The following is a 23,443-nucleotide window of genomic DNA, read 5'->3' as shown; positions in this document are numbered from 1 at the left end:
GTGCCCAGTGCCCAGTGCCCAGTGCCCAGTGCCGCCGAGTGCCGTCGCAGCCGCAGCGGCCGCCGCCTGCAGCCACAGCCGCCGCCAGCCGCAGCCAGCCGCCGCCAGCCGCCGCGAAACCGCAGACGCTCTACCGCCAGTGCGCGCGAACAATGACGAACACAGACCAGACACCTCCCGCGTCCAGCGCCATTCGCCACCGTCCCCAACCCGCCGCATACCAGTTCACTTCAACCACTTATCCCTCACAGCCTGATACTCGCCGGTGGCCCGCGCCAGATGCAGCCACTGATCGACGTACTGCTGGAATGCCACATCGCCGCGTGGCAGCAGCCAGGCCTTTTCGCCGTACTGGAACGGCTTGTCGGGGTGCACCGAACAAAGTCCCGGATTCAGCTTCTGCTGCAGCAGGGTCTCGGACGCGTCGGTCACCATCACATCGGCCTTGCCAGCAAGAATCTGCTTGAAGATCGTCACGTTGTCCGGATAGACCGTCAGGTTTGCGTGCGAAAAGAACTGCTTCGCGAAGCGCTCGTTGGTGCCGCCCGGATTCACGATCACGCGGGTCGCCGGCTGGTCGATCTGCGTGACGGTCTGATACTTGTCGACGTCGTCACATCGAACAATGGGGGTCTTGCCGTCGACCATATACGCCTGCGTGAAGAACGCGCGCTTTTGCCGCTCGAGCGTAGGCGACACCCCGCCCACGCCGATGTCGCATCTGGCGACGAAATCGTTCATCAAATTTGGCCATGAGGTCTTGACGTACTCTGCCTTCACGCCGAGCGACTTGGCGAGCGACTCGGTCATGTCGATGTCGATTCCCTCGAACTGGCCATCCGTCTTGTAAAACGAGTACGGCTTGTAGTCCCCGGTAGTGCATGCGCGCAGCGTGCCGCGAGCGAGAATTTCGTCGAGCCGCGAAGCCGCGGAAGCCGCGGAAGCCGTGGAAGCCGCGGGCGCCATGCCGCCAGCGCCGGACGCCTGCGCCTGAGCGGCGCCGTTGTGAATCAGCACGCCTGCCAGCGTCCCGAGCAGTGAGAGTGCAACTCTATTCATGATGTCTCCTTCCGTTATCTCTTGTTGTGTAGGTTTGGCGGATCATAGCCCTGCAAGCCGCCGCTGAACATCGGTCGTTCGGCCAGGTTGCGTTAGGGCAGCAGGGTGCGCAAAATGGCCGCGAATATCGAGTTCCGCAGTGATTGCCCGCATCCAGCCGAATGCGGCGGGCCCCCGTCCGGTAAAATGCCCCTTTGCCCTCAGTCGCACGCAACGTGGCCCATAACCTCCTGAACGACACCTTCCTGCGCGCGCTGCTGCGCCAGCCCACCGACTACACACCTGTCTGGCTGATGCGGCAGGCCGGCCGCTACCTGCCGGAGTACAACGCCACGCGTTCTCGTGCGGGCAGTTTTCTCGGTCTGGCGAAAAATCCGGCGTTCGCGACGGAAGTTACGCTGCAGCCCCTCGAGCGCTATCCGCTCGACGCCGCGATTCTGTTTTCCGACATTCTCACGGTGCCGGACGCAATGGGCCTCGGCCTTGAGTTCGTCGCCGGCGAAGGGCCGACATTCGCGCGCCCCGTCCGCACGGAAGACGACGTGGCGCGCCTCGCGGTGCCGGACATCGACGCCACCTTGCGCTACGTGACCGACGCGGTGCGTGAGATCCGCCGCGCGCTAACGGACGCGCAGGGTCGGCAGCGCGTGCCGCTCATCGGCTTTTCGGGCAGCCCATGGACCTTGGCCTGCTACATGGTGGAAGGCGGCGGCTCCGCGGACTTTCGCATCGTCAAGTCGATGCTGTATGCGCGCCCGGATCTCATGCATCGCATTCTCGAAATCAATGCGAATGCGGTCGCGGCTTATCTGAACGCGCAGATCGAAGCCGGCGCGCAGGCCGTGATGATCTTCGACACGTGGGGCGGAGCGCTGGCGGACGGCGCGTATCAACGCTTCTCGCTGCACTACATCCAGCGTGTCGTGAATCAGTTGACACGCGAGCGCGACGGCGAAAAGGTGCCGGTCATCGCGTTCACGAAGGGCGGCGGGCTCTGGCTGGACGAAATCGCCGACACGGGCGTCGATGCCGTAGGTCTCGACTGGACGGTCAACCTGCGTAAGGCGCGCGAACTCGTGGGCGGCAAGGTCGCTCTGCAGGGCAATATCGACCCTTCCGTGCTGTTTGCGCCGCCGGCGTCGGTCCGCATGGAAGCCCGCGCGGTGCTGGACAGCTTCGGGAATCATCCGGGACATGTCTTCAACCTCGGTCACGGCATTTCGCAGTTCACGCCTCCGGAAAACGTCGCAGAACTCGTGGACGAAGTGCATCGTCACAGCCGCGCCATTCGCAGCGGCGCTCATACGCCGGGCTAATGCCGTAAGTTCTACCGCTTTTTTGCTGCATTGCAATGCGCTGGGCTCCGGGACTAAGGAAAATTCGCGGTACGCGGGCCGTCCACAGGCACTCTTGCAGTTGTCAAGACTTGACTTATACACATTCATCACGTTGCGGCGCGGTAGAACGTTTAGTCGTGTCCCGACCCTTGCAAAGTGCTGGCGCGCATGATCTCCGCCTTGTCTGGCAAGGCTTTGACGGCTTCGGCGGGAAGTGTGCGGAACCCCACAGAAGGCCGCTGCGACGCGGTTTTCGGGCCGTTCGGGCGAAGTTCTCAACAAAGTTATCCACAGGCGCGCGGGGGCGAAACCAATTGTTCAGCGGAATCCAAAACTTAGCGCCGAATTTGAAGTTTTACTTTAACTTCGGCCAGGCGGCTTACCATCCCGCGAACCTCGGCGCCGAATGCGGCCCCATGACGCGGCTCGCCGCTGCGGAAAATCACGCCGCCGAATGACGGAACTGTTCGTTCGCGTCGCGCTGGACCACCCACTGCCGACTCTATTCGACTACCGCTGGGGAGCGTCGCAACCTGCCGTCCCCGGCACGCTGGTCAGCGTGCCGTTCGGCCGGCGCGACGTGGTGGGGCTCGTGTGCGAAGTGACTACTCACAGCGAGGTTCCCGCCGATCGCCTGCGCTCAGTCAACGCAGTGTGCACCGCGTGTCCTCCGCTATCGGCCGAATGGCTGGCGCTTGCTGCGTTCGCCGCGGATTACTATCAACGCGGCCTGGGCGAAGTGGCGCTGCCGGCGCTGCCGCAGGCACTGCGCGACGCTTCACGCTGGCAGCGCCTGCTGGCTCCCGAGGAACGCTATAGCCTGACGCCGCAAGGTCGGGCCGCTCTGCCCGACGTCTTGCCGGCCCGCGCGACGGCGTTGCGCAATCTCGCGCAGGCGTTGGCCGGCGCGGACTTTCTCCCTGCCGCAGACGCCCGGGCGCTGCACCCGAAGGCCATCGCGACGCTCGCTGCATGGCAGGCGGAGGGCTGGGTGGCGCTCGATCTAGTCGATGCCGCCACGGCGCTGCCCGCAGCATCGTCCACGACTACGCCGCCGCGAGCACCCCAAGCGCTGCCCACGCTCACCGGCGAACAGTCCGTTGCCGTCGAAGCGATTCGCGACGCGCGCGGTTTCGCGCCCTTCCTGCTGCACGGCGTGACCGGCAGCGGCAAGACGGAAGTCTATCTGCGCGCGCTCGCCGAGATTCTCGCCGCCGACGCACACGCGCAGGCGCTCTTGCTGGTGCCCGAAATCAACCTGACGCCGCAATTCGAGGCGGCGTTCCGCGCCCGCTTCGCGGCGCTGGCCGATAGCGCCATCGTCACGCTGCACAGCGGCCTTGCCGAAGGCGAGCGGGCGCGCAACTGGTTTGCGGCGCACGCGGGCCGCGCGCGGATCGTGCTCGGCACGCGCCTCGCGGTGCTCGCGTCGCTGCCGCGGCTTGCGGTCATCGTGGTCGACGAGGAGCACGATCCCGCTTACAAGCAGCAGGAAGGCTTGCGCTATTCGGCGCGCGATCTGGCGATCTATCGTGCGAAGCAGCTCGGCTTGCCGGTCGTGCTCGGCTCGGCCACGCCGTCGCTGGAAAGCTGGTGGCAGGCGGAGCAGGGGCGCTACCGGCGGCTCACGTTGTCGCGCCGCGCCGTCGCGGACGCGGCGCTGCCCACCGTGCGCCTGATCGATCTTGAGGAGGAACGTCGCCGTGGACGCGCGTCGGTGGAAGGACTGTCGGGCCCGCTGATCGCGGCGCTGAAAGCGCGGCTCGCGCGCGGCGAGCAGAGCCTGGTGTTTCTGAACCGGCGCGGCTACGCGCCGCAGCTCGCGTGCGACGCCTGCGGCTGGGTCGCCGGTTGTCCGCGTTGCAGCGCCTATGTCGTGCTGCACAAGCCCGAGCGCGCGTTGCGCTGCCATCACTGCGGCTGGGAGTCGCGCATTCCGCGCTCGTGTCCGGACTGCGGCAATGTGGATATCGCGCCGATGGGCCGAGGCACGCAACGCGTCGAGGAAACCCTCGCGAGCGCGGTGCCGGGAGCGCGCGTGCTGCGCATCGACGCGGACAGCACGCGGCGCAAAGGCAGCGCTCAGGCGCTTTTCTCCGACGTGCACGCGGGCGAAGTCGACATTCTCGTCGGCACGCAGATGATCGCGAAGGGTCATGACTTTCAACGCGTGTCGCTAGTCGGCGTGCTGAATGCGGACACCGCGCTCTTTTCCCACGACTTCCGCGCGAGCGAACGCCTCTTTGCGCAACTCATGCAGGTAAGCGGGCGGGCTGGCCGTGCCGGCTTGCCCGGCGAGGTGCTGGTGCAGACGCGCTACCCGCGTCATGCGCTTTATCACGCGCTGGGGCGTCACGATTACGTGGGTTTCGCCAATTCGACGCTGGCCGAGCGACGCGACGCGCATTTGCCGCCGTTCGTCTATCAGGCATTGTTGCGCGCCGAGGGCCGCACGCTCGAAGCGGCGCTCGCCTTTTTACAGCAGGCCGCGGCGGGGCTCGCGGGCATTGCCGCTGCCGAACGCGTGACCGTCTACGATGCGGTGCCGCTCACCATCGTCAAGGTGATGCATGTGCACCGCGCGCAATTACTGGTGGAGAGCGCGTCGCGTGCCGCGTTGCAGGCCACGCTGCGCGCGTGGCAGCCGTTGCTGCGCAACTTGAAGGGCGTATTGCGCTGGAGCCTCGAAGTCGATCCGCTCGACATCTGAGCGCCGCCCCGTGCGCGGCGGCGCGGCATGCGTCAGTACCGGCAGCGACTGCGCGCGGTACGAGCGCGGGCCCGCACCGAATTCGAATAACTCGCAGCGGGAACCGCGACGGGCGCTGCGGTGCGCCTCGCCAGTACAGCCGATGCGCGCGAGGAAGCATGCGTACCACGCGCCGCGAGTTGCCGGTAGCGCGCGGAAGACCTGTAGTCGCTGGAACAAAGCATGATGGATCTCACAGTATTTGCTTCTTCGCGTCACTGACGGCAATGGCCGCCAGAACCCGCGCGCCAGCTCGCGCAGAGCTGGCACGGCCCGGCGGCTCGCCGCCGTGCTCACTTCCATGCCGGTTCGTCTACTCGTGCAGCGCGGCCTGCGCCTGACCCGCCGATTCACGCGCTTCGGCCGCTTCGCGTTTGTCCGACCTGCCGGTCGCGCCGCGGATGAACAGCACGGCGCAACTTGCGCACATCGCCCAAATGCCCAACACAACGAGCCACTTTTCCATTTCTGTCCTCAACCCCGTACCTGTTGTTGTGCGCGCCGTGAAGCTGTGCCCGCCATGACTTCTATAACGGCGCGCCATCCGCTTTGATAAGGGCTCGACGCAAAAGAAATCGCGCCAGGGAAAATACCGATCCTTACCGCCGTCGACGGCGCTGCCGGTATTTGCCGCAAACCCCCGCCAGGCAAGGGTTACGCCGGGGTGCAACCAATCCTGTGCGGCGGTTGCACCTTTTTATTGAGAAGGGTACGATTCGCCAACTTTTAGTCTTTCACCAGCATTGCGTCTGGTCTCCGAAGAAGGAAACATGGCTAGCACCACCCTTGGCGTCAAGGTCGACGACCTCCTGCGTTCCCGGCTGAGAGATGCCGCTACTCGCCTCGAACGCACTCCGCACTGGCTCATCAAGCAGGCGATTTTCGCGTACCTCGAAAAGATCGAGCAGGGCCAATTGCCGCCGGAGTTGTCGGGCGCGGTGGGTTCGGCCGATATGGCAGACGGCGCGGCCGTCGAACACGACGAGGACAGCGCGGCTCATCCGTTCCTCGACTTTGCGCAGAACGTGCAACCGCAGTCGGTGCTGCGCGCGGCGATCACGGCGGCCTACCGGCGGCCCGAGCCGGAGTGTGTGCCGTTTCTGCTCGGTCAGGCGCGTCTGCCGGCGAAACTCGCAGGCGATGTGCAGGCGCTTGCCGGCAAGCTCGTCGAGACGCTGCGCGGCAAGAGCCGCGGCGGCGGCGTCGAAGGTCTGATTCACGAATTCTCGCTGTCGAGCCAGGAAGGCGTCGCGCTGATGTGCCTCGCCGAGGCTTTGCTGCGCATCCCCGACCGCGCCACGCGCGACGCGCTGATTCGCGACAAGATCAGCAAGGGCGACTGGAAGTCGCACGTCGGCCAGGCGCCGTCGCTGTTCGTCAACGCCGCTACGTGGGGCTTGATGATTACCGGAAAGCTGGTCACCACCAACAGCGAGACGAACCTTTCGTCGGCGCTCACGCGCCTGATCGGCAAGGGCGGCGAGCCGCTGATCCGCAAGGGCGTGGACATGGCGATGCGCCTGATGGGCGAGCAGTTCGTCACCGGTGAGAACATTTCCGAAGCGCTCGCCAACAGCCGCAAATACGAAGCACGCGGTTTCCGCTACTCGTACGACATGCTCGGCGAAGCGGCCACGACCGAAGCCGACGCGCAGCGCTACTACGCCTCATACGAGCAGGCGATCCACGCGATCGGCAAGGCGGCCGGCGGCCGCGGCATCTACGAAGGTCCGGGCATCTCGATCAAGCTCTCGGCGCTGCACCCGCGCTACTCGCGCTCGCAGCAGGAGCGCACGATGAGCGAGCTGCTGCCGCGTGTACGTTCGCTCGCGATCCTCGCACGCCGCTATGACATCGGCCTGAATATCGACGCTGAAGAAGCCGACCGCCTCGAACTGTCGCTGGATCTGCTCGAGGCGCTGTGCTTCGATCCGGAACTGGCCGGCTGGAACGGCATCGGCTTCGTGGTGCAGGCTTATCAGAAGCGTTGCCCGTTCGTGATCGACTACATCGTCGATCTGGCGCGCCGCAGCCGTCACCGCATCATGGTGCGCCTCGTGAAGGGCGCGTATTGGGACACCGAGATCAAGCGCGCGCAAGTGGACGGACTGGAAGGCTACCCGGTCTACACGCGCAAGGTCTACACGGACGTCTCGTATCTCGCGTGCGCGAAGAAACTGCTCGGCGCGCCTGACGCGGTGTATCCGCAATTCGCCACGCACAACGCGCACACCCTGTCGGCGATCTATCACCTCGCGGGCAACAACTACTATCCCGGCCAGTACGAGTTCCAGTGCCTGCACGGCATGGGCGAGCCGCTGTACGAGGAAGTCACGGGCCCCGTCTCGGCCGGAAAGCTGAACCGTCCGTGCCGGGTGTATGCACCGGTAGGCACGCACGAAACGCTGCTTGCCTACCTTGTGCGCCGTCTGCTGGAAAACGGCGCGAACACCTCGTTCGTGAACCGCATTGCCGATGAAAACGTCGCGATCCAGGACCTGATCGCCGATCCGGTGGAAGAAGCGTCGAAGATCATGCCGCTTGGCGCGCCGCACGCGAAGATTCCGCTGCCGCGCAATCTGTATGGTGCCGAGCGTCTCAATTCGATGGGCCTCGATCTGTCGAACGAGCATCGTCTGGCATCGCTGTCGTCGGCACTGCTGGCAAGCGCGAATCATCCGTGGCGCGCCGCGCCGATGCTCGCCGACGATCAGATCGCGTTGGGCAATGCCCGCGACGTGCGCAATCCGGCGGATCATCGCGACCTCGTCGGTACCGTGGTGGAAGCGAGCGCCGAACACGTGAGCGCCGCCCTGACACACGCGGTCGCCGCCGCGCCGATCTGGCAGGCCACGCCGGTCGAAGCGCGTGCCGATTGCCTCGCGCGCGCCGCCGATCTGCTCGAAGCGCAAATGCATACGCTGATGGGCCTCGTCGTGCGCGAAGCGGGCAAGTCGCTCGCCAACGCGGTGTCGGAGATCCGCGAAGCCATCGACTTCCTGCGCTATTACTCGACGCAGATTCGCAGCGAGTTTTCGAACGACACGCATCGTCCGCTCGGGCCGGTGGTGTGCATCAGCCCGTGGAACTTCCCGCTTGCCATCTTCATGGGCCAGGTGGCGGCTGCGCTCGCGGCCGGCAACACCGTGCTCGCGAAGCCGGCCGAACAGACGCCGCTGATCGCCGCGCAAGCTGTGCGCATTCTGCGCGAGGCCGGTGTGCCGGCCGGCGCGGTGCAACTGCTGCCGGGCGACGGCGAGACGGTAGGTGCGGCGCTGGTTGCCGACGCACGCACGCGCGCCGTGATGTTTACCGGTTCGACGGAAGTGGCGCGGCTCATCAACAAGACGCTTTCGGGCCGTCTCGATCCGGAAGGCAAGCCGATTCCGCTGATCGCCGAAACGGGCGGCCAGAATGCGATGATCGTCGACTCGTCGGCGCTCGCCGAACAGGTCGTGGCCGACGTGCTGCAGTCATCGTTCGATTCGGCCGGTCAACGCTGTTCGGCGTTGCGCGTTCTCTGCCTGCAGGACGACGTCGCCGACCGCACGCTCGAAATGCTGACGGGCGCCATGCGCGAACTGAGCGTCGGCAACCCGGATCGCCTGTCGACGGACGTGGGCCCGGTGATCGACGTGGAAGCGAAGCGCGGCATCGACGCGCACATTGCCGCGATGCGCGAGAAAGGCCGCAAGGTCGAGCAGTTGCCGCTGCCGGAAAGCTGCGCACAAGGCACGTTCGTGCCGCCCACGCTGATTGAGCTCGACAGCATCGACGAATTGAAGCGCGAAGTGTTCGGCCCGGTGCTTCATGTGGTGCGCTATCGCCGCAGCCAGCTCGACACGTTGCTCGAACAGATTCGCGCAACCGGCTATGGCCTGACGCTCGGCATTCATACGCGAATCGACGAAACCATCGCTCACGTGATCAGCCGCGCACATGTCGGCAACATCTACGTGAACCGTAATGTGATCGGCGCAGTGGTCGGCGTGCAGCCGTTCGGTGGGGAAGGACTGTCGGGCACGGGTCCGAAAGCCGGCGGCGCGCTGTATTTGCAGCGCCTGCTGTCCACCCGTCCGGCCGGTTTGCCGAAGTCGCTTGCGCAGGCGCTCGTCGCCGATGTACCGCAAGCGGCGGAAAAGGGCGACAATCCGTCCGCCGCGCTGACCGCGCTGCGCGACTGGCTGATCGCCGAGCGTGAGCCGCAACTTGCGGCGCGCTGCGACGGCTACCTGTCGCACATGCCGGCCGGCGCGACCGCGGTGCTGTCCGGACCGACCGGCGAGCGCAACACTTACACGCTCGGCGCGCGCGGCACGGTGCTGTGCATCGCGTCAACGGCAAGCGGTGCGCGGCTGCAACTGGCCGCCGTGCTGGCTACGGGAAATCGCGCGTTGTTCGAGGGCGCTGCTGGTGAACAATTGGTTGCGCAGTTGCCGGCGTCGCTCAAGTCTTATGCAAGCGTGCGCAAGAGCGCCGACACACCGTTCGACGCCGTGCTGTTCGAAGGCGATAGCGACGAACTGCTGACGCTCGTGAAGGAAGTGGCAAAGCGTCCCGGTCCCATCGTGTCGGTACAAGGCGCCGCTTCGCGTGCGCTCGAAAACGGCGACGAAGACTATGCGCTCGAGCGTCTGTTGACCGAGCGCTCGGTCAGCGTGAACACGGCAGCTGCCGGCGGTAATGCGAATTTGATGACGATCGGTTGAGCGAACCTCGACGGTTGAAGCAGTCATTAAAACGGAAGCGGTAACGGCGATCCCGAAAGCCGCTCCATCCACACCTGGTACCAAGGAGAAGATATGCAACACAAGATGAAACAGCTGGCAGGCGCAGCATTGGTTGCGGCGATGTCGCTGGCGGGGACGGCCAACGCTCAATCCACGGAAGACGTGAAGATCGGTTTTGCCGGTCCGATGACGGGCGCACAGGCTCACTACGGCAAGGACTTCCAGAACGGCATCACGCTCGCAGTGGAAGAAATGAACGCGACGAAGCCGGTGATCGGCGGCAAGCCGGTTCGCTTCGTGCTCGACTCGGCCGACGACCAGGCTGACCCGCGCACCGGCACGACCGTCGCGCAGAAGCTCGTGGACGACGGCATCAAGGGCATGCTCGGCCACTTCAACTCGGGCACGACCATTCCGGCATCGCGCATTTACGCGAACGCGGGCATTCCCGAAATCGCAATGGCGACGGCGCCGGAATACACGCAACAAGGTTTCAAGACCACGTTCCGCATGATGACGTCCGACACGCAGCAAGGTTCGGTTGCCGGCGCGTTCGCGGTCAAGACGCTGGGCGTGAAGAAGATCGTGATCATCGACGACCGCACGGCATACGGCCAGGGTCTCGCCGACCAGTTCGAAAAGGCAGCGAAGGCGGCGGGCGGCACGATCGTCGATCGTGAATTCACGAACGACAAGGCTGTGGACTTCAAGTCGATTCTGACCAAGGTGAAGTCGGTCAATCCGGATCTGATCTACTACGGCGGCGCGGATTCGCAAGCAGCGCCGATGGCCAAGCAGATGAAGGCGCTTGGCATCAAGGCGCCGCTGATGGGCGGCGAAATGGTTCACACGCCGACCTTCATCAAGATTGCAGGCGACGCAGCGAACGGCACGGTGGCTTCACTCGCCGGCCTGCCGCTGGAAGAAATGCCGGGCGGCAAGGACTACGTTGCGAAGTACAAGAAGCGGTTTAACGAGGACGTGCAAACGTACTCGCCGTACGCTTACGACGGCGCAATGGCGATGTTCGCAGCAATGAAGAAGGCGAACTCGACCGATCCGGCGAAATACCTGCCGGAACTCGCGAAGACGTCGATGCCGGCTGTGACGTCGTCGAACCTCTCGTACGACGCCAAGGGCGACCTGAAGAACGGCGGCATCACGCTGTACAAGGTTGTCGACGGCAAGTGGACGACGCTGCAAAGCGTGGGCGGCAAGTAAGTCTCCGAAATCTGAAGTAACGCCTCGCCGCGTCAGAATGGAGCGGCGGGTCGTGGCAAGTTGCTGGAAAACCCCGTGAGCGCATGAGCTTGCGGGGTTTTTTTGTTTCTGTTGAATCCCGCGCATTCATCTCCGTTCATTCCATTTCCTGCATCAAGTCTTGCAGAGTTCTCAATTGGCTGATCTTCGTCAAGCCGTCTGATGTATTCCTAGTGGCCACTGCGGTTATGCTGGCCCTTCGATTCACAGTCACAGCGCAGAAAAAACTTAGTACGACTACGCAAAAAAATCGAGTTCCTGAAGGGATGAAGGCGCCGCGCACTTGTGCGCCGGGCGCGTTCCGACCATATAAAAAAGGGCGGCCTGAATGTCGAATACAAACACAAGAGAAGTCACTGCATGGCTGATGGAATACACCCGTTCAAATTTTCAGAGCCAATGGGACGGTGCGAACACAAGTCTGGCCGATCTCGGAATTGACTCTCTCACTGGCGTGGATCTCATTTGCGCGTTGGAACGCCGGTTCGCTGTTTCTATTCCTGCAGATCTGTTGACGCTTATTTCCACCTCAGACGATCTCGTCGATGCGCTCGCAACCATGCGCGAGCATCGGCAAGGCGATGTCGCCGAAGCAAGTCTATATCAATCGTTTGTTAACCCCTGGCTTGCCGGAAAGCTTCAGCAACTGAAGATCGACCGCTCTTTCGTTCGTGCGCATGGGCCTTTTCTTTACGATGAGGACGGCGTGCAGTACCTCGACTTTCTGGCGCAATACGGAGCCGTGCCGTTCGGCCATCATCCGGACGAGATATGGCAGGCCGTGAAAGCTCTGCACGACGACGGCGAGCCGGTCTTTGCGCAGCCCTCACTGTTGCCGGCTGCAGGGCGTCTTGCAGCGCGCTTGATAGAACTGGCGCCAGCCGGCCTCCGGTATGTGACGTTCACCAACAGCGGCGCCGAATGCGTCGAAGCGGCGCTGAAGATGGCACGACTCGCGACCGGTCGCCTGCGCATCCTCGCCACGCACAACGCGTTTCATGGCAAGACGTTCGGGGCTTTATCGGCAACCGGCAAGCCTGATTATCAGACGCACTTCGGCTTGCCCCTCGCCGGCTTCGATCACATCGAATACGGTGACGCAGCCAGGCTCGACGAGCACCTCACAGCGCTTGCGCAGCAGTACGCAGCTTTCATTGTCGAGCCAATCCAGGGGGAGGGCGGCGTTTGCGTTCCACCTAAAGGTTACCTCGCGCAGGTCGAAGCAATATGCCGACGGCACGGCGTTGTATTGATTGTCGACGAGGTGCAGACGGGGCTGGGACGAACCGGCGCTATGTTCGCCTGCGACTATGAAGGCGTGCGTCCGGACATTCTTCTGCTTTCCAAAGCGCTAGGCGGCGGCCTGGTGCCCGTCGGCGCCGTGCTATGCAGCGAGGCGGTGTACCGCGAAAAATTTGCATTGAAGCACTCATCGACCTTTGCCGGGAATGCTTTAGCCGCACGTGTAGGCCTTGCCACGATAGAACGCCTCGCGCGCAACCAGGGCGAGCTATTGCAACAGATCCGCGAACAGGGCGCCTATCTGAAGCAAGGGCTTGAAGCGCTGCGTGAGCGCTATCCGCTTCTAATAGAGGAAATTCGCGGCCGCGGCCTGATGCTCGGTATTCGCTTCAGTTCCGACCGCAGCGGCTGGCCGGAGAACTTCCTTGGCATCGCGGCGCAGGAAGGCGAGCTCGCACAGTTTGTCGCCAGCTATCTGCTTAACGTCGAGCGAATCCGCTTCGCGCCGACGCTCAACCGTGGTGACGTGTTGCGGGTGCAGCCGCCGCTCACTGTTACGCGAGAGCAGTGCGACATGGCCGTCGAGGCGCTCGATCGAACGCTTCGCGTCCTGTCGACACGCGACACCGGACTTTTCTATCGCGCGCTGCTGCGGCGCGAAGCTCCGTCAACGCAAGCCGTCGAGACAGTAAACGCGGCGCTGGAGCGTACTTCCACCGCAGCGGTCAAAACCTCGCCGCACGTGTCGGTGCCTCCGGACACGCATCGCTTCGCATTTCTGCTCCATCCGCTCGACGCCCAAAGCTACGCAGACTATGACATCAGCCTGCGAGGGCTCGATGCAGAGGAGCTCGCCGAGTTCGAGCAAAGCATGGACGGCATGGTCGATCCGGTAGTCGGCTCCACTGTCGATATCCGCTCCGCTACCGGAGCGCATGCGCGTGGTGACTTCATCATGATCAGCCACACCGCCGCTCAACTGAGGCGACTCTCGCAACGCGATGCAGTCGTGGCGCTGCAACAGGCCGTCGCGCTCGCTCACGCGCGGGGTGCACAGATTGTCGGGCTCGGTGCCTACACGTCTGTCGTGAGCGGAGGGGGCGCCCAGTTGCTCAACTCGGAGGTGCCGTTGACATCGGGCAACTCCTACACCGTTGCCGCTGGCATCGAGGCGCTAGACGATGTCATCGTGCGTATCGGACAACGCTGGGATACCCGCACGGCTGCGGTCGTCGGCGCAGCTGGTGCGATCGGCGCGTGTATGGCAGTTTTGCTTTCGCGGCGCGCGCAACGGATTATTCTCATCGGCAATCCGGCTCATACGAGGGCAATCGGCCGCGAGCGCCTTTTGGGCACTGCCCGGATGATTATCGAGGACGCCCTCGCCGCGCCGTTCGGCGCCGCTCATGACGGCTCCGTCGCCGCACACATCGTCAACGCAGTGAGGGGCTCTCGCCCTGCGAACGCTGACTCGGTCATCGCACAGATGGAGGCAGACGGCGTGCTCGTGCTGAGCGCAGATATCTCGTCGTTGCGTGGCGCGAATGTGGTGCTTGCTGCGACCAGTTTTCCGGGCGAAGTCGTTCCCGCCGATGCACTCAGTTCGGGTGCAGTTGTTTGCGACATATCGAGACCTCGCTCAATTCCTGCATCGATCGCGGAAGGTCGTGACGACATTCTCGTCATCGACGGCGGGATCATCGCTCTGCCAGGTGCACCGCGAATTGGTCCTTATGGGATAGCTCCAGGTACTTCCTACGCCTGCATGGCAGAGACGATATTGCTTGCACTCGAAGGACGGTTCGAGAACGTAAGTATCGGCAGCACCTTGAGCATCGTGGAGATCGCGCGCCAACAGGAGCTGGCCAGGAAGCATGGTTTCTCGCTCGCAGGTCTACAGAGTTTTGGCCGCCCGCTCGCCGATTCCGTATTGCAACGATACATGCAGTGCACGCGCGAGCCAGCATTCGACAGCATAGTCGAGCTCGCCTGAGCCTTCCTGCCCACCGCCCTGATTTCCGTGGATTCTTTATGAGTATTCAACTCGCCCCACTCGAACTATTGGTTCCAGCAAGCCCCTACAAAAGTTCGAGTCTCGTGGATGTGGCTCGTGACTATGCACATATCGCACCGTCAGCCACGCCGTTCACCTTCGTCGACTTCTCGTTTGCCGAACCGCAGGACCGTGGAATCACCTACGCGCAACTCGACGCGAGGGCCCGTCGCATCGCCGCACTGCTTCAAATGACCGGCAAGATCGGCGACCGCGTGCTGTTGCTCTACCCGGCGGGGCTTGATTACCTGTGCGCGCTGTTTGGTTGCCTCTATGCAGGCATGATTGCGGTGCCCTCCTATCCACCGCTCAATCCGCGTCTGCGTGACCGTTTGTGCTCGGTTGCCGCGGATTGCGGTGCAACTGCCGCACTGACCACTGCGGCAACCCTCACGCAATGCGGCGAAGCGGTGAATGCGCTGCCTACGCTGCGTTGGCTTGCATCCGACGGCGCGCTCGATCACCTCGAAGGCGAATGGTGCGATCCGTTTGTATCTCGCGAACATATTGCCATTCTGCAGTACACGTCTGGCTCCACCGGCACGCCGAAGGGCGTCGTGCTCACGCACCGTAACCTGCTCCATAACGTTTATCTGATCGCGCTGCATCTCCAGTTCAGGCCCGGCGATCATCACCTGACGTGGCTGCCGCCTTATCACGACATGGGGCTCATTGGCGCGCTGCTGGGTTCCTTCTGCGCCGGCGTGACGGTCAGTTTCATGGCGCCTGCGGCGTTCCTGCGGCGTCCCGAGCGTTGGTTCAGAGAACTTTCGAAGCGGCGTTGCACCGTGAGCGGCGCGCCGAACTTCGCGTACGAGTTGTGTATCGACAAGGTGCCGGACGAGGCTTTGCACGAGTTCGACCTCTCTTGTTGGCAGCTCGCTTATTCGGGCGCGGAGCCCGTGCGAGCCGACACGCTGACACGTTTCGCTGCGCGCTTCGGTCAATGCGGATTCAACCGGCATGCTTTCTATCCGTGTTACGGCATGGCCGAGACCACCCTTTTTGTCACCGGCAAGCGGCGCGACGAAGCGCCTCGCACCAAATGGGTGGATAGCGTTGCCTATGCAAACGAAGGACGCGCGATTGCCTGTGAACCATCGGGTGCCGGCGTGCCCGCAAGCGAATTCGTGAGTTGCGGCCAGACGGCTATAGACCTCGACGTGCGGATTGTCGCGGTGGAGAGCAGGCAGGAGCTTCCCGCGGGTCGCGTCGGCGAGATATGGGTGGCGGGCGCGTCGGTGACGGCTGGCTACTGGCAACGCGAAGAAGAGACAGCCGCTGCGTTCAACACACGCCTTGCCGGTCGTTCCGAAGCCTATCTGCGTACCGGCGACCTGGGGTTCATGGACGAAGGACAACTGTACGTGAGCGGGCGGCTCAAGGACTTGATCATCATTCGCGGCGTCAATCATTATCCGCACGACATCGAACATACCGTCGACGAGTGCCACGATGCGGTCCGTCCAGGCTGTGGAATCGCGTTTAGCGTCGGCGTCCGCAACGACGAACAACTGGTGTTCGTGCAGGAGGTGGGCCGCCGCGACGAACTGCGCGCCGACGAGATCATCTCCTGCATGCGCGGCGCGATCTATACGCATCACGGCATCCAACCCTATGCGGTTGTGCTGATCGCTAATGGAAGCATTCCAAAAACGACGAGCGGCAAGCTGTCGCGCCGGCCTTGCCGTCAGCAGTTTCTGGAGGGCCGTCTGCAAGTGGTGTCGCAATGGATTAACGCGGCATTTACAGGCGAAAACGCCGCTGGCCCGACCCATACCACGGCCACAGTCGCCGCCTGAAGCGTCGCTTCAAAAGGAGGTTTTGATGTCTATGTCCCTGATGCAACCGGCTGCCTTCGCGCCGGCGTTCGACCCGCTCGTCCCCCATCCCGCTCATGTGCGCGATCCCTACCGCGTCTATGCGCAACTGCGCGAGCACGCGCCGATGTACCGGTCGCCACACGGCGTATGGATAGCGAGCAGGTATGCCGAGGTAGCGTTCATGCTGAAGGACGCCCGTTTCGGCCGCGGCTATTTCTACTTCGAAAATCTCGCACACCGTCTCGGCGCGGGCATCGTTGACCAGCCGGTGTATTCGTCCGCGCGCAACATGATGGTGATGAAAGACGGCCGCGATCATCTGCGCCTGCGCGAAGTCGTGGCGCGGTCCTTTTTGCCTCGACGGATCGAGGCGATGCGTCCGTTCATGTTGTCGGTCATGTACGAGCTCATCGAAGCGGCACGTAAGAAACCCACCTTCGACGTGATGCTCGATCTCGCCTTTCCGCTTCCTAGTGCAGTGATCTGTCACATGATCGGCGTTCCGAAAGAAGACTGGCAGAAGTTCTGCCAGCGCAAGGCCAACGGTTCGCGCGCCTTGGAGCCTGCGCCCTTGAGCCCGCTTGAGATGTTCGAGCAGAACGAAGCAGTCAACGAGGCTCGCCAATATTTTGAATGGCTGCTCGAACTGCGCCGACAGCACCCGGGCGATGACCTCACCTCTCAACTTGCCGCGGCCGAAACCGCCGGTTTGATCACACGAGCCGAGGCCGTGGACAACCTGCGGATGATGTTCGTGGGCGGCCAGGAAACCACGGTGAACACAATTGGCAACGGTCTTCTCGCGCTCTACCGCAACCCTGAGCAACTGCATGCGCTCCGGAACGACCTGACGCTGCTGCCTCGCGCCGTAAGCGAGATGGTGCGCTACGACTCTGCCGTTCAGATGACGCCCCGGCAGGCTCGCGAAGACGTCGAGGTCGCCGGGGCGTCCATCCAATCCGGCGAGACGATCCTTTGCATTCTCGCGTCGGCCAACCGCGACGCAGCGGCGTGGCCAGACGCTGAGCGCTTCGACGTCACACGCACGAGCAACCACCCGCTCTCTTTTGGCGGCGGCCCACATTTCTGCCTCGGTGCGCACCTGGGGCAAGTAGAGGCCGAGGTAGCTCTTCGAGCCATTTTTGAGCATCTGCCAAACCTCCAGCCAGATATCGAGGAGCCGCGCTGGCTGCCGGGCACGGTGGTATTCCGTGGACTGCAAACGCTGCCGGCTACAGCGTAAGAGGAGCCCGACATGATCCGCAAGTTTCTCACCGGTCTCGCCGCCGTCGCGTTGATCTTCGCGCTGCCGGCCTTGCTGCTTCAGCCGCAGGCGCTTCTCTCGTCGAAACTCTGGGCGGTCGCCCTGGCAGGCATGCTCGCCTCGCTGACGCAGCCAGCGTATAGCCCACTCGATCATGATGCGCCGCCCGAAGATCGAGGCACGGCGAAGCAGCTCGTGTGGACGGTCTACCTAACCCTGCTCGCGGGCATGGTCGAGTCTTTGACACTGCGCTACCCCGAGAGCATGTCATGGGACGCGTTCGCGGTTGGCGCGTTTGGCGTCGCGATTGCCGGGGCGTTGCTGCGCGGATGGGCTGTGGCGGCCTTGGGACGGTTTTTCACCTGGCACGTTCGGGTCCAGAGCGGACAGCAGGTCGTATCGAGCGGACCTTATCGTCTGATGCGTCATCCGGGCTACACCGGAGCGTGGTTCCTCTACGTCGGAATTCTTCTTGGCATGCACGCCCCGCTTGCCGCGGCGCTGGCTGGCTTCCTTCTGCTGGTCGCATTCGTGAGGCGCATCGGGTACGAAGAACAACTGATGCTGCAGACCTTCGGCGACGAGTACCTCAGCTATAGCCGCCGCGTAAAACGCCTCCTTCCACTCGTCTGGTAATTTCGGAGAGATACACCGTGCTGACACTTCATCACTCGCCGTTTTCAGTTGCTTCACAAAAGGTCCGGCTCGCGCTTGCCGAAAAGCAGCTGGAATGGAACGACAGACTCATCGATCTCCTTGCGGGGGAGCATCTTTCGGCGGACTTTCTCCAACTCAACGCCCGCGCCGAGGTTCCCGTCCTCGAGCACGACGGACGCGTGCTGACTGACTCGTGGTTCATCTGCGAGTACCTCGACGAGGCTTTTGCACAGCATCCGCTAATGCCTGCCGCCGCACCGGATCGCTATGTGGCGCGCCAATGGAATCAGTGGATAGAGCGCGAATTGCATCATGCGTCAGGTGTGGTGACGTATGCCGTGCTCGCGCGGCCTTTGCTGCTCGAGCAGCCACATGAGGTCGTGAGCGCTTTGCTGGAGGCGATCCCCGATTCGAAGGTTCGTGCCTGGCGCACGAGCGTGCTCGAGCATGGTCTCGACGCACCGGATCTGAAGCACTGTGTTGGCCAGTATCGCGCGTTCTTCAGGCGCATGGAGGCGCAACTCGGCGACGCACACGCATGGCTCGCCGGCCCCACATGCAGTCTTGCTGACTTTGCGGCCCTGCCCTATGTCATGCGCGCCGAACACGTGGGACTGAGTGACATGATGACTTTTGAGGAAGTGCCGAACGTCCGCGCGTGGTATCTGCGGATGCTCGCAAGGCCCTCCATGCAGGCGTCGTTCGTACGGTACGTGGATGCAAACTCGCAGAGTCTGCTGACGCAGTTGGTGATCGCGGCACATCACAAGTTAGCGGCGCTAGTGCAGCAGACGGCCTGACGAGGAACCGATGGATCACCACAACCTCTTTGAGACGCCGGTTACGTACAGACTGATCCGCCTCGAGTACCTGGCCGCGCTCACCATATGCGTCGGGTTGCTCGTCGCGCACTGGACACAGATTCGCTGGTGGGCGTTCGCGTTCCTGTTTCTATATATCGATTTGATCGGTTATCTGCCAGGCGCCGTCGCACACCGGCGTCAGTATGGAAGAAGAATCGCGCGTCGTTTTTATGTTCTGTACAACGTTGCGCACAGCGCTTTATCAGGGATTTTCGTCGCAGCGGCGTGGGCCTGGTTTGTCGAGCCCGAATGGGCCCTGCTGGCCATTCCCATTCACCTGTGCGGCGACCGGGCGATATTTGGCAATTTCCTGAAGCCGTTCGGGCTGAGTTTCGAGCCTGCGTTGCATCCGGACTTCGCGGCATTCAAGACAAGCTATGCACAAAGTGTCGCGCACGAGAGAGGAGGCGCAGATGCAGCCTGAGCTTTGTGTGACCACGTCAGTGGCTACCACGCCTGCAGGAGCGTTGAACACGCTGCGGGCATACGCTGATCATCCATCCGCACTTCTGGCATTGAACCGGCACACCTTACGATTTCAAGTGCCGGATATCGGCGGCATGATCGCCTATCGGTTCGCGGGGCGGGCGCACGTGGTGATGGTCGCGGGGATTACCGCGGCACCCGACAAGCGCGCCGCATTGCTCGATCGGTTTTTGCAATGGGCGTGCCGTGAGCGCCGCAAAGTTGTCGCGGTGCAGTTGCTGCGCGGCGACGCGGAGCTGTTTGTGAGCCGCGGGTTCAGCGTTAATCAGATCGGCGCTTCGTATAGCGTGACGCTCGAGCAATTCAAGCTTTCGGGCACGCCGTTCATCAAGCTCCGCAACAAGATTTCCCGCGCCCGCCGCAGCGGCGTGCGCGTGCTCGAACTCGGTGCCGACCTGTCGGCCACGGCCCCTATGTGGGACGCCATCGCAACTATCGACCGCGAATGGATCGGCGAAAAAGGCGCGAAAGAGCTGGCGTTCCTGATAGGCGAGGTAGGTGCTCCTGCAGACTTCGACCGGTCCTGCAAGCGGATATTGGTGGCCATGCTGAACGACACACCGGTTGCATATGTGCTCTATACCGCGAGCTTCGGTCAGCACGCGGGCTGGATGCACGACCTCAGCCGTCGCAAGCCCGACGCCCCGAGCGGGGTGATGGAACTGATCAACGTAACGGCCGTCGAGCGCTTTATCGCCGAAGGCGCCCGCATGCTGAACTTTGGTTTTACGCCGCTGACGTCGCTGAATCCCGCGCATGAGTTGCCAGCATTCAGCCGAATGACGGCGTGGGCCTTCCAGCAACTGGCTCAGCACGGCAGCTTTATCTACCCCGCGCAGGCGCAACTGCAATACAAACTCAAGTGGGCACCGGACCTGGTTCAGCCTGAGTACGTGGCGTTCGAGCGAGGCGGCACGCTCGGGGGATTGTGGCAATTCCTGCGTCTGACGAGGGCCATCTGATGGCGCGTGTCGTTCCGCCAGCCGTTCAGGGTGCTCATACAAGCGTGTGGCTCGACAGTCCAATCGACGAGCTCACTGCCGCTGCGCCCGGCGACACAGCTTGCGACGTTGCGATCGTCGGCGGAGGTCTCGCGGGACTGTCCACGGCCTTGCATCTCAAGCTGCTTGCGCCGCGGCTCGATGTACTAGTGCTCGAAGCGGGTCGCATCGGATATGGGCAGAGCGGCTTGAATTCGGGCCAGTGCGCGCCGCGAATCGGCCCGCCGATAGAAACGCAGGTGAGATCGCTCGGAGCTGAGTTCGCAAGAGCGGCGCATCAATATTCGCTCGATGCAGTTGAGCTGGTGCGGCAGGTCGTGGCGGAATTCGCCATCGACTGTGAGATGCACCACGCGGGCCAGTGGCAGGTCGCGTTGCGGGACACCGACGCATTGCAGCTTGAGAAGCGCGCGCAGATTTTCTCTTCACTGGGCTTCGACCTGCCGTTGCTTTCGGCTGATGCAGTGCGCGCGTCGCTACCGGATGCCCACCGCATTCGCAACGCGCTCGTGTTTCCGGCGAGCACGCTTAATCCCGCGCGACTGTGCATCGGCCTGAAGCGAGCTGCGCTCGCACTCGGCGTTCGCATTCACGAAAACACTTGCGTTATCCGCATCGAGCGCAGCATCAGCGCACTCGTGACAGCTCGCGGCGCGGTTCGGGCGTCGCGCGTCGTCCTGGCGGTGGACAGCGGCATCGGCAAGCTGGGTCTGCTGCGGCTCAACGTCATACCGGTCGCTGCGTTCGGCGCGCGCACGCGGCCGCTCTCGGAGGCGGAGCGCGCTTCGATTGGCTGGACCGATGGGCAAGGTATTTTCGATGCGCGTCCTCTCTTCAATTTCATGCGTCCTCTCGCTGACGGACGTCTGCTGATTGGGGGTAGTTACCGGTTCGCTGGCAATAACGCTATTGCTCCGCCCCTAGCCGCGCGCTGCACAGAAGAACTCAGCGAACAGTTAGCGATGTTTTTCCCGTCTCTTCGCTCGGTACCGTTCGACGCCCGCTGGCATGGCTTACTCGGATGCACGCTCAACGACTGGCCAATTGTCGCGCCGCTCGACCTGGACTGCCGCCATTGGCATGTCGGAGCGTGGAACGGGCACGGCATTGCGCTGGCCATGTCGGCCGGGCGGGATCTCGCTCGCACGCTGGCCGGGCTCAGCCCCATGCCCGAGGTTCCGTGGTGTTGTCCGCGTGCGCCTCGCGTTCCGCGCCGCCTGCTCGCACGGTTGTTGCCTCTTTACCTCGGATGGCTGCGCCGTTCGAGCCGAATCACCTACTAGAAAAGGAAAACTCATGCTTCTGCAAGATTCCCGCGCCGTGCTCGAACAGTACGCGCCAGGATTGGATGGCGAACTCGCTGAGCAAGGCCTGCTCGTCATGGAAGGCAAAGAACCTGCGGCTATCAGAGCTCTTATCCGAAGGTACCGGTTGCCGCGCCTGTGGGTGCCATCGTCGCTAGGCGGTGCGGCGATCTCGCCATATGACGGCATTCGCATGCAGCGCGCCGTGGCGGCACGCGCGCCGTCCATGGCGCTCATGCTGACCATGCACAATTTCACGGTGAGTTTCTGTAACGCACTTGCGGCCTATGTGCCATGCTGCGAGAGAATGTTGCGCGACGTCGCGCATGACGACCTGCTTGTCGCGTCCGCTTTCGCTGAAGGACGGCGCGGAGCTGGCATCCTCGACTCCACGGTCTACATGACGCCAGACGGTGCTGACTTCCTGATCGACGGCAGCAAGAAGCCCTGTACGATGTCGGGCTGCATGGACATCATCACGGTGGGGGTGGCGGTGAAGACGCCGGACGGCGGCAAACGGACCGGCCTTGCGGTTCTTCCCGCTGGCGAGCCGGGCGTCACGCAGCGGCCATTCTGGAGCGTGCCGCTGCTCGCCGCCGCTGATAACCACGAGCTGCGCTTCGACAAGGTCAGGGTCTCAGCGGATCAGGTGCTGCTTGCAGCCGAAGGCGACAACGAGACCGCGCAAGTCGTGGCGTCCGCCGAGGTGTTGGGTCTGTGCTGGTTCGAGATCGTTGCATCGGCCAGTTACCTCGGCGCGGTGAGCGGCATGGCAGAGCGCGTTGTGGCTGATACGGGCGTTGACGAGACCGAGCGCGTGCTGCTTGGCGGTGAGCTGGAGTCGGCGCAGGCGGCGCTGGACGGCGCGGTTCATCTGATGCAGACGTGTGAGCCTAACGAAAGCCTGCTTGCACGGGTGCTGATGATCCGCTTCGGCGTGCAACGCATTATCGAGCGATGCGCGATGCAGGCAGCGGAGCTCGCAGGCGGCCTTGCCTTCGTTCGTGACCGCGAGCTTATGACGCAATTGGCAATTAGTCGCTGTCTTGCGTTCCATCCCATCAGCCGCAAGGCCGCGCGCCCGCTGCTCGCGGCATGGCTGGAGGCCGGCGCGAGCGGCCCGTCGGCGGCAGTCGCGGCCGCAAACTAGGCAATCGGGCGAGCACCGCGTATGGAAATCCACGCGGTTCGCCGCCGCACGCTCTGCTGAGTCATTCGACGAGGACTATATGAAGCTAGTTGTTTCGGCGTCGCTGATGTTCGCCGCCGTAATCCATCTTTTGCCGCTCTCGGGCGTGCTGGGCGTGCGCCGGCTTGCCAGCCTCTATGGAATCGAGGTTGGCGAGCCGAATCTGTCAGTTCTCATGCGGCATCGCGCGGTGTTGTTTGGGCTGCTTGGCTTGTTTGTCTTTCACGCCGCCTTCAATGCTGAGTTGCAGCCGCTCGCGTTCGTCGGCGCTTTCGTGAGCGTCTGCGCTTTTCTGTGCCTCGCATGGCTCGGCGGCCCGGTCAATGCGTACTTGCGTCGCGTCGTCTGGATAGATCTCATTGCAGTAGTCGTGCTGGCGTGCGGCGCCGCGGTACGCATATGGGCCGGTGCTGGCGAGTGAGGCCG

16 protein-coding genes are annotated in these 23,443 nt (G+C 63.1%); 14 read left to right on the top strand and 2 right to left on the bottom strand.

What is annotated here, in order from left to right:
- Positions 1–225: 225 nt before the first annotated feature.
- Positions 226–1,059 (bottom strand): transporter substrate-binding domain-containing protein, encoded by an 834-nt coding sequence (locus JNB89_RS29070; RefSeq protein WP_220364489.1) that lies wholly within the window; start codon positions 1,057–1,059, stop codon positions 226–228.
- A 215-nt stretch (positions 1,060–1,274) separates the two neighbouring features.
- On the opposite strand from JNB89_RS29070, the gene hemE reads away from it, so the two are divergent.
- Together hemE and JNB89_RS29060 are read left to right on the top strand one after the other, a co-directional pair.
- Positions 1,275–2,375, top strand: coding sequence for a uroporphyrinogen decarboxylase (gene hemE / locus JNB89_RS29065; RefSeq protein ID WP_220364488.1), 1,101 nt, complete (start codon positions 1,275–1,277; stop codon positions 2,373–2,375).
- A 475-nt stretch (positions 2,376–2,850) separates the two neighbouring features.
- Complete coding sequence (locus tag JNB89_RS29060; protein ID WP_220364487.1) at positions 2,851–5,106, top strand: primosomal protein N'; 2,256 nt, start codon at positions 2,851–2,853, stop codon at positions 5,104–5,106.
- Positions 5,107–5,458: 352 nt separating this feature from the next.
- On the opposite strand, the gene JNB89_RS29055 is transcribed toward JNB89_RS29060, so the two are convergent.
- On the bottom strand, positions 5,459–5,815 hold the full coding sequence (locus JNB89_RS29055; protein WP_220364491.1) for a hypothetical protein: 357 nt from the start codon (positions 5,813–5,815) through the stop codon (positions 5,459–5,461).
- A 100-nt stretch (positions 5,816–5,915) separates the two neighbouring features.
- Here JNB89_RS29055 and putA point away from each other — a divergent pair, with 100 nt between their 5' ends.
- The 12 genes from putA to JNB89_RS28995 all read left to right on the top strand — a co-directional run bounded on the left by putA (position 5,916) and on the right by JNB89_RS28995 (position 23,438).
- Positions 5,916–9,854, top strand: coding sequence for a trifunctional transcriptional regulator/proline dehydrogenase/L-glutamate gamma-semialdehyde dehydrogenase (putA, locus tag JNB89_RS29050; RefSeq protein WP_220364486.1), 3,939 nt, complete (start codon positions 5,916–5,918; stop codon positions 9,852–9,854).
- A 93-nt stretch (positions 9,855–9,947) separates the two neighbouring features.
- Entirely contained in the window at positions 9,948–11,096 is a 1,149-nt protein-coding gene (locus tag JNB89_RS29045; RefSeq protein WP_013340928.1) for a branched-chain amino acid ABC transporter substrate-binding protein, read from the top strand.
- Between the two features lie 367 nt (positions 11,097–11,463).
- Positions 11,464–14,370 (top strand): aminotransferase class III-fold pyridoxal phosphate-dependent enzyme, encoded by a 2,907-nt coding sequence (locus JNB89_RS29040; protein ID WP_220364485.1) that lies wholly within the window; start codon positions 11,464–11,466, stop codon positions 14,368–14,370.
- 38 nt (positions 14,371–14,408) lie between these two features.
- On the top strand, positions 14,409–16,232 hold the full coding sequence (locus JNB89_RS29035) for a fatty acyl-AMP ligase (RefSeq protein ID WP_220364484.1): 1,824 nt from the start codon (positions 14,409–14,411) through the stop codon (positions 16,230–16,232).
- A gap of 25 nt (positions 16,233–16,257) precedes the next feature.
- Entirely contained in the window at positions 16,258–17,496 is a 1,239-nt protein-coding gene (locus JNB89_RS29030) for a cytochrome P450 (protein WP_220364483.1), read from the top strand.
- A 12-nt stretch (positions 17,497–17,508) separates the two neighbouring features.
- Entirely contained in the window at positions 17,509–18,153 is a 645-nt protein-coding gene (locus tag JNB89_RS29025) for a methyltransferase family protein (RefSeq protein WP_220364482.1), read from the top strand.
- Positions 18,154–18,170: 17 nt separating this feature from the next.
- Entirely contained in the window at positions 18,171–18,974 is an 804-nt protein-coding gene (locus tag JNB89_RS29020; RefSeq protein WP_220364481.1) for a glutathione S-transferase family protein, read from the top strand.
- A 10-nt stretch (positions 18,975–18,984) separates the two neighbouring features.
- Positions 18,985–19,461, top strand: coding sequence for a hypothetical protein (locus tag JNB89_RS29015; RefSeq protein WP_220364480.1), 477 nt, complete (start codon positions 18,985–18,987; stop codon positions 19,459–19,461).
- Positions 19,415–20,485, top strand: coding sequence for a DUF2156 domain-containing protein (locus JNB89_RS29010; protein WP_346656236.1), 1,071 nt, complete (start codon positions 19,415–19,417; stop codon positions 20,483–20,485). Before JNB89_RS29015 ends, JNB89_RS29010 begins: the two co-directional genes overlap by 47 nt.
- Positions 20,485–21,807, top strand: a complete 1,323-nt coding sequence (locus JNB89_RS29005) for an NAD(P)/FAD-dependent oxidoreductase (protein ID WP_220364478.1) — start codon at positions 20,485–20,487, stop codon at positions 21,805–21,807. The genes JNB89_RS29010 and JNB89_RS29005 overlap by 1 nt, the downstream gene beginning before the upstream one ends.
- A gap of 13 nt (positions 21,808–21,820) precedes the next feature.
- Positions 21,821–22,978: an acyl-CoA dehydrogenase family protein gene (locus JNB89_RS29000; protein WP_220364477.1), complete on the top strand. Its 1,158-nt coding sequence runs from the start codon at positions 21,821–21,823 to the stop codon at positions 22,976–22,978.
- 79 nt (positions 22,979–23,057) lie between these two features.
- Entirely contained in the window at positions 23,058–23,438 is a 381-nt protein-coding gene (locus tag JNB89_RS28995; protein ID WP_013590037.1) for a hypothetical protein, read from the top strand.
- Positions 23,439–23,443 lie beyond the last annotated feature (5 nt).

It is taken from the genome of Paraburkholderia phenoliruptrix (assembly GCF_019511605.1).
Classification (GTDB): Bacteria; Pseudomonadota; Gammaproteobacteria; order Burkholderiales; family Burkholderiaceae; genus Paraburkholderia; species Paraburkholderia phenoliruptrix_A.
This window is presented reverse-complemented; position numbering and strand designations above follow the sequence as displayed.

Excerpts from the sequence above, each read along its gene's own strand:
- JNB89_RS29070 (WP_220364489.1), bottom strand. The coding sequence starts at position 1,059 with ATGAATAGAGTTGCACTCTCACTGCTCGGGACGCTGGCAGGCGTGCTG.
- JNB89_RS29060 (WP_220364487.1), top strand. The coding sequence starts at position 2,851 with ATGACGGAACTGTTCGTTCGCGTCGCGCTGGACCACCCACTGCCGACT.
- putA (WP_220364486.1), top strand. The coding sequence starts at position 5,916 with ATGGCTAGCACCACCCTTGGCGTCAAGGTCGACGACCTCCTGCGTTCC.
- JNB89_RS29045 (WP_013340928.1), top strand. The coding sequence starts at position 9,948 with ATGCAACACAAGATGAAACAGCTGGCAGGCGCAGCATTGGTTGCGGCG.
- JNB89_RS29040 (WP_220364485.1), top strand. The coding sequence starts at position 11,464 with ATGTCGAATACAAACACAAGAGAAGTCACTGCATGGCTGATGGAATAC.
- JNB89_RS29035 (WP_220364484.1), top strand. The coding sequence starts at position 14,409 with ATGAGTATTCAACTCGCCCCACTCGAACTATTGGTTCCAGCAAGCCCC.
- JNB89_RS29030 (WP_220364483.1), top strand. The coding sequence starts at position 16,258 with ATGTCTATGTCCCTGATGCAACCGGCTGCCTTCGCGCCGGCGTTCGAC.
- JNB89_RS29025 (WP_220364482.1), top strand. The coding sequence starts at position 17,509 with ATGATCCGCAAGTTTCTCACCGGTCTCGCCGCCGTCGCGTTGATCTTC.
- JNB89_RS29015 (WP_220364480.1), top strand. The coding sequence starts at position 18,985 with ATGGATCACCACAACCTCTTTGAGACGCCGGTTACGTACAGACTGATC.
- JNB89_RS29010 (WP_346656236.1), top strand. The coding sequence starts at position 19,415 with ATGCACAAAGTGTCGCGCACGAGAGAGGAGGCGCAGATGCAGCCTGAG.
- JNB89_RS29005 (WP_220364478.1), top strand. The coding sequence starts at position 20,485 with ATGGCGCGTGTCGTTCCGCCAGCCGTTCAGGGTGCTCATACAAGCGTG.
- JNB89_RS29000 (WP_220364477.1), top strand. The coding sequence starts at position 21,821 with ATGCTTCTGCAAGATTCCCGCGCCGTGCTCGAACAGTACGCGCCAGGA.
- JNB89_RS28995 (WP_013590037.1), top strand. The coding sequence starts at position 23,058 with ATGAAGCTAGTTGTTTCGGCGTCGCTGATGTTCGCCGCCGTAATCCAT.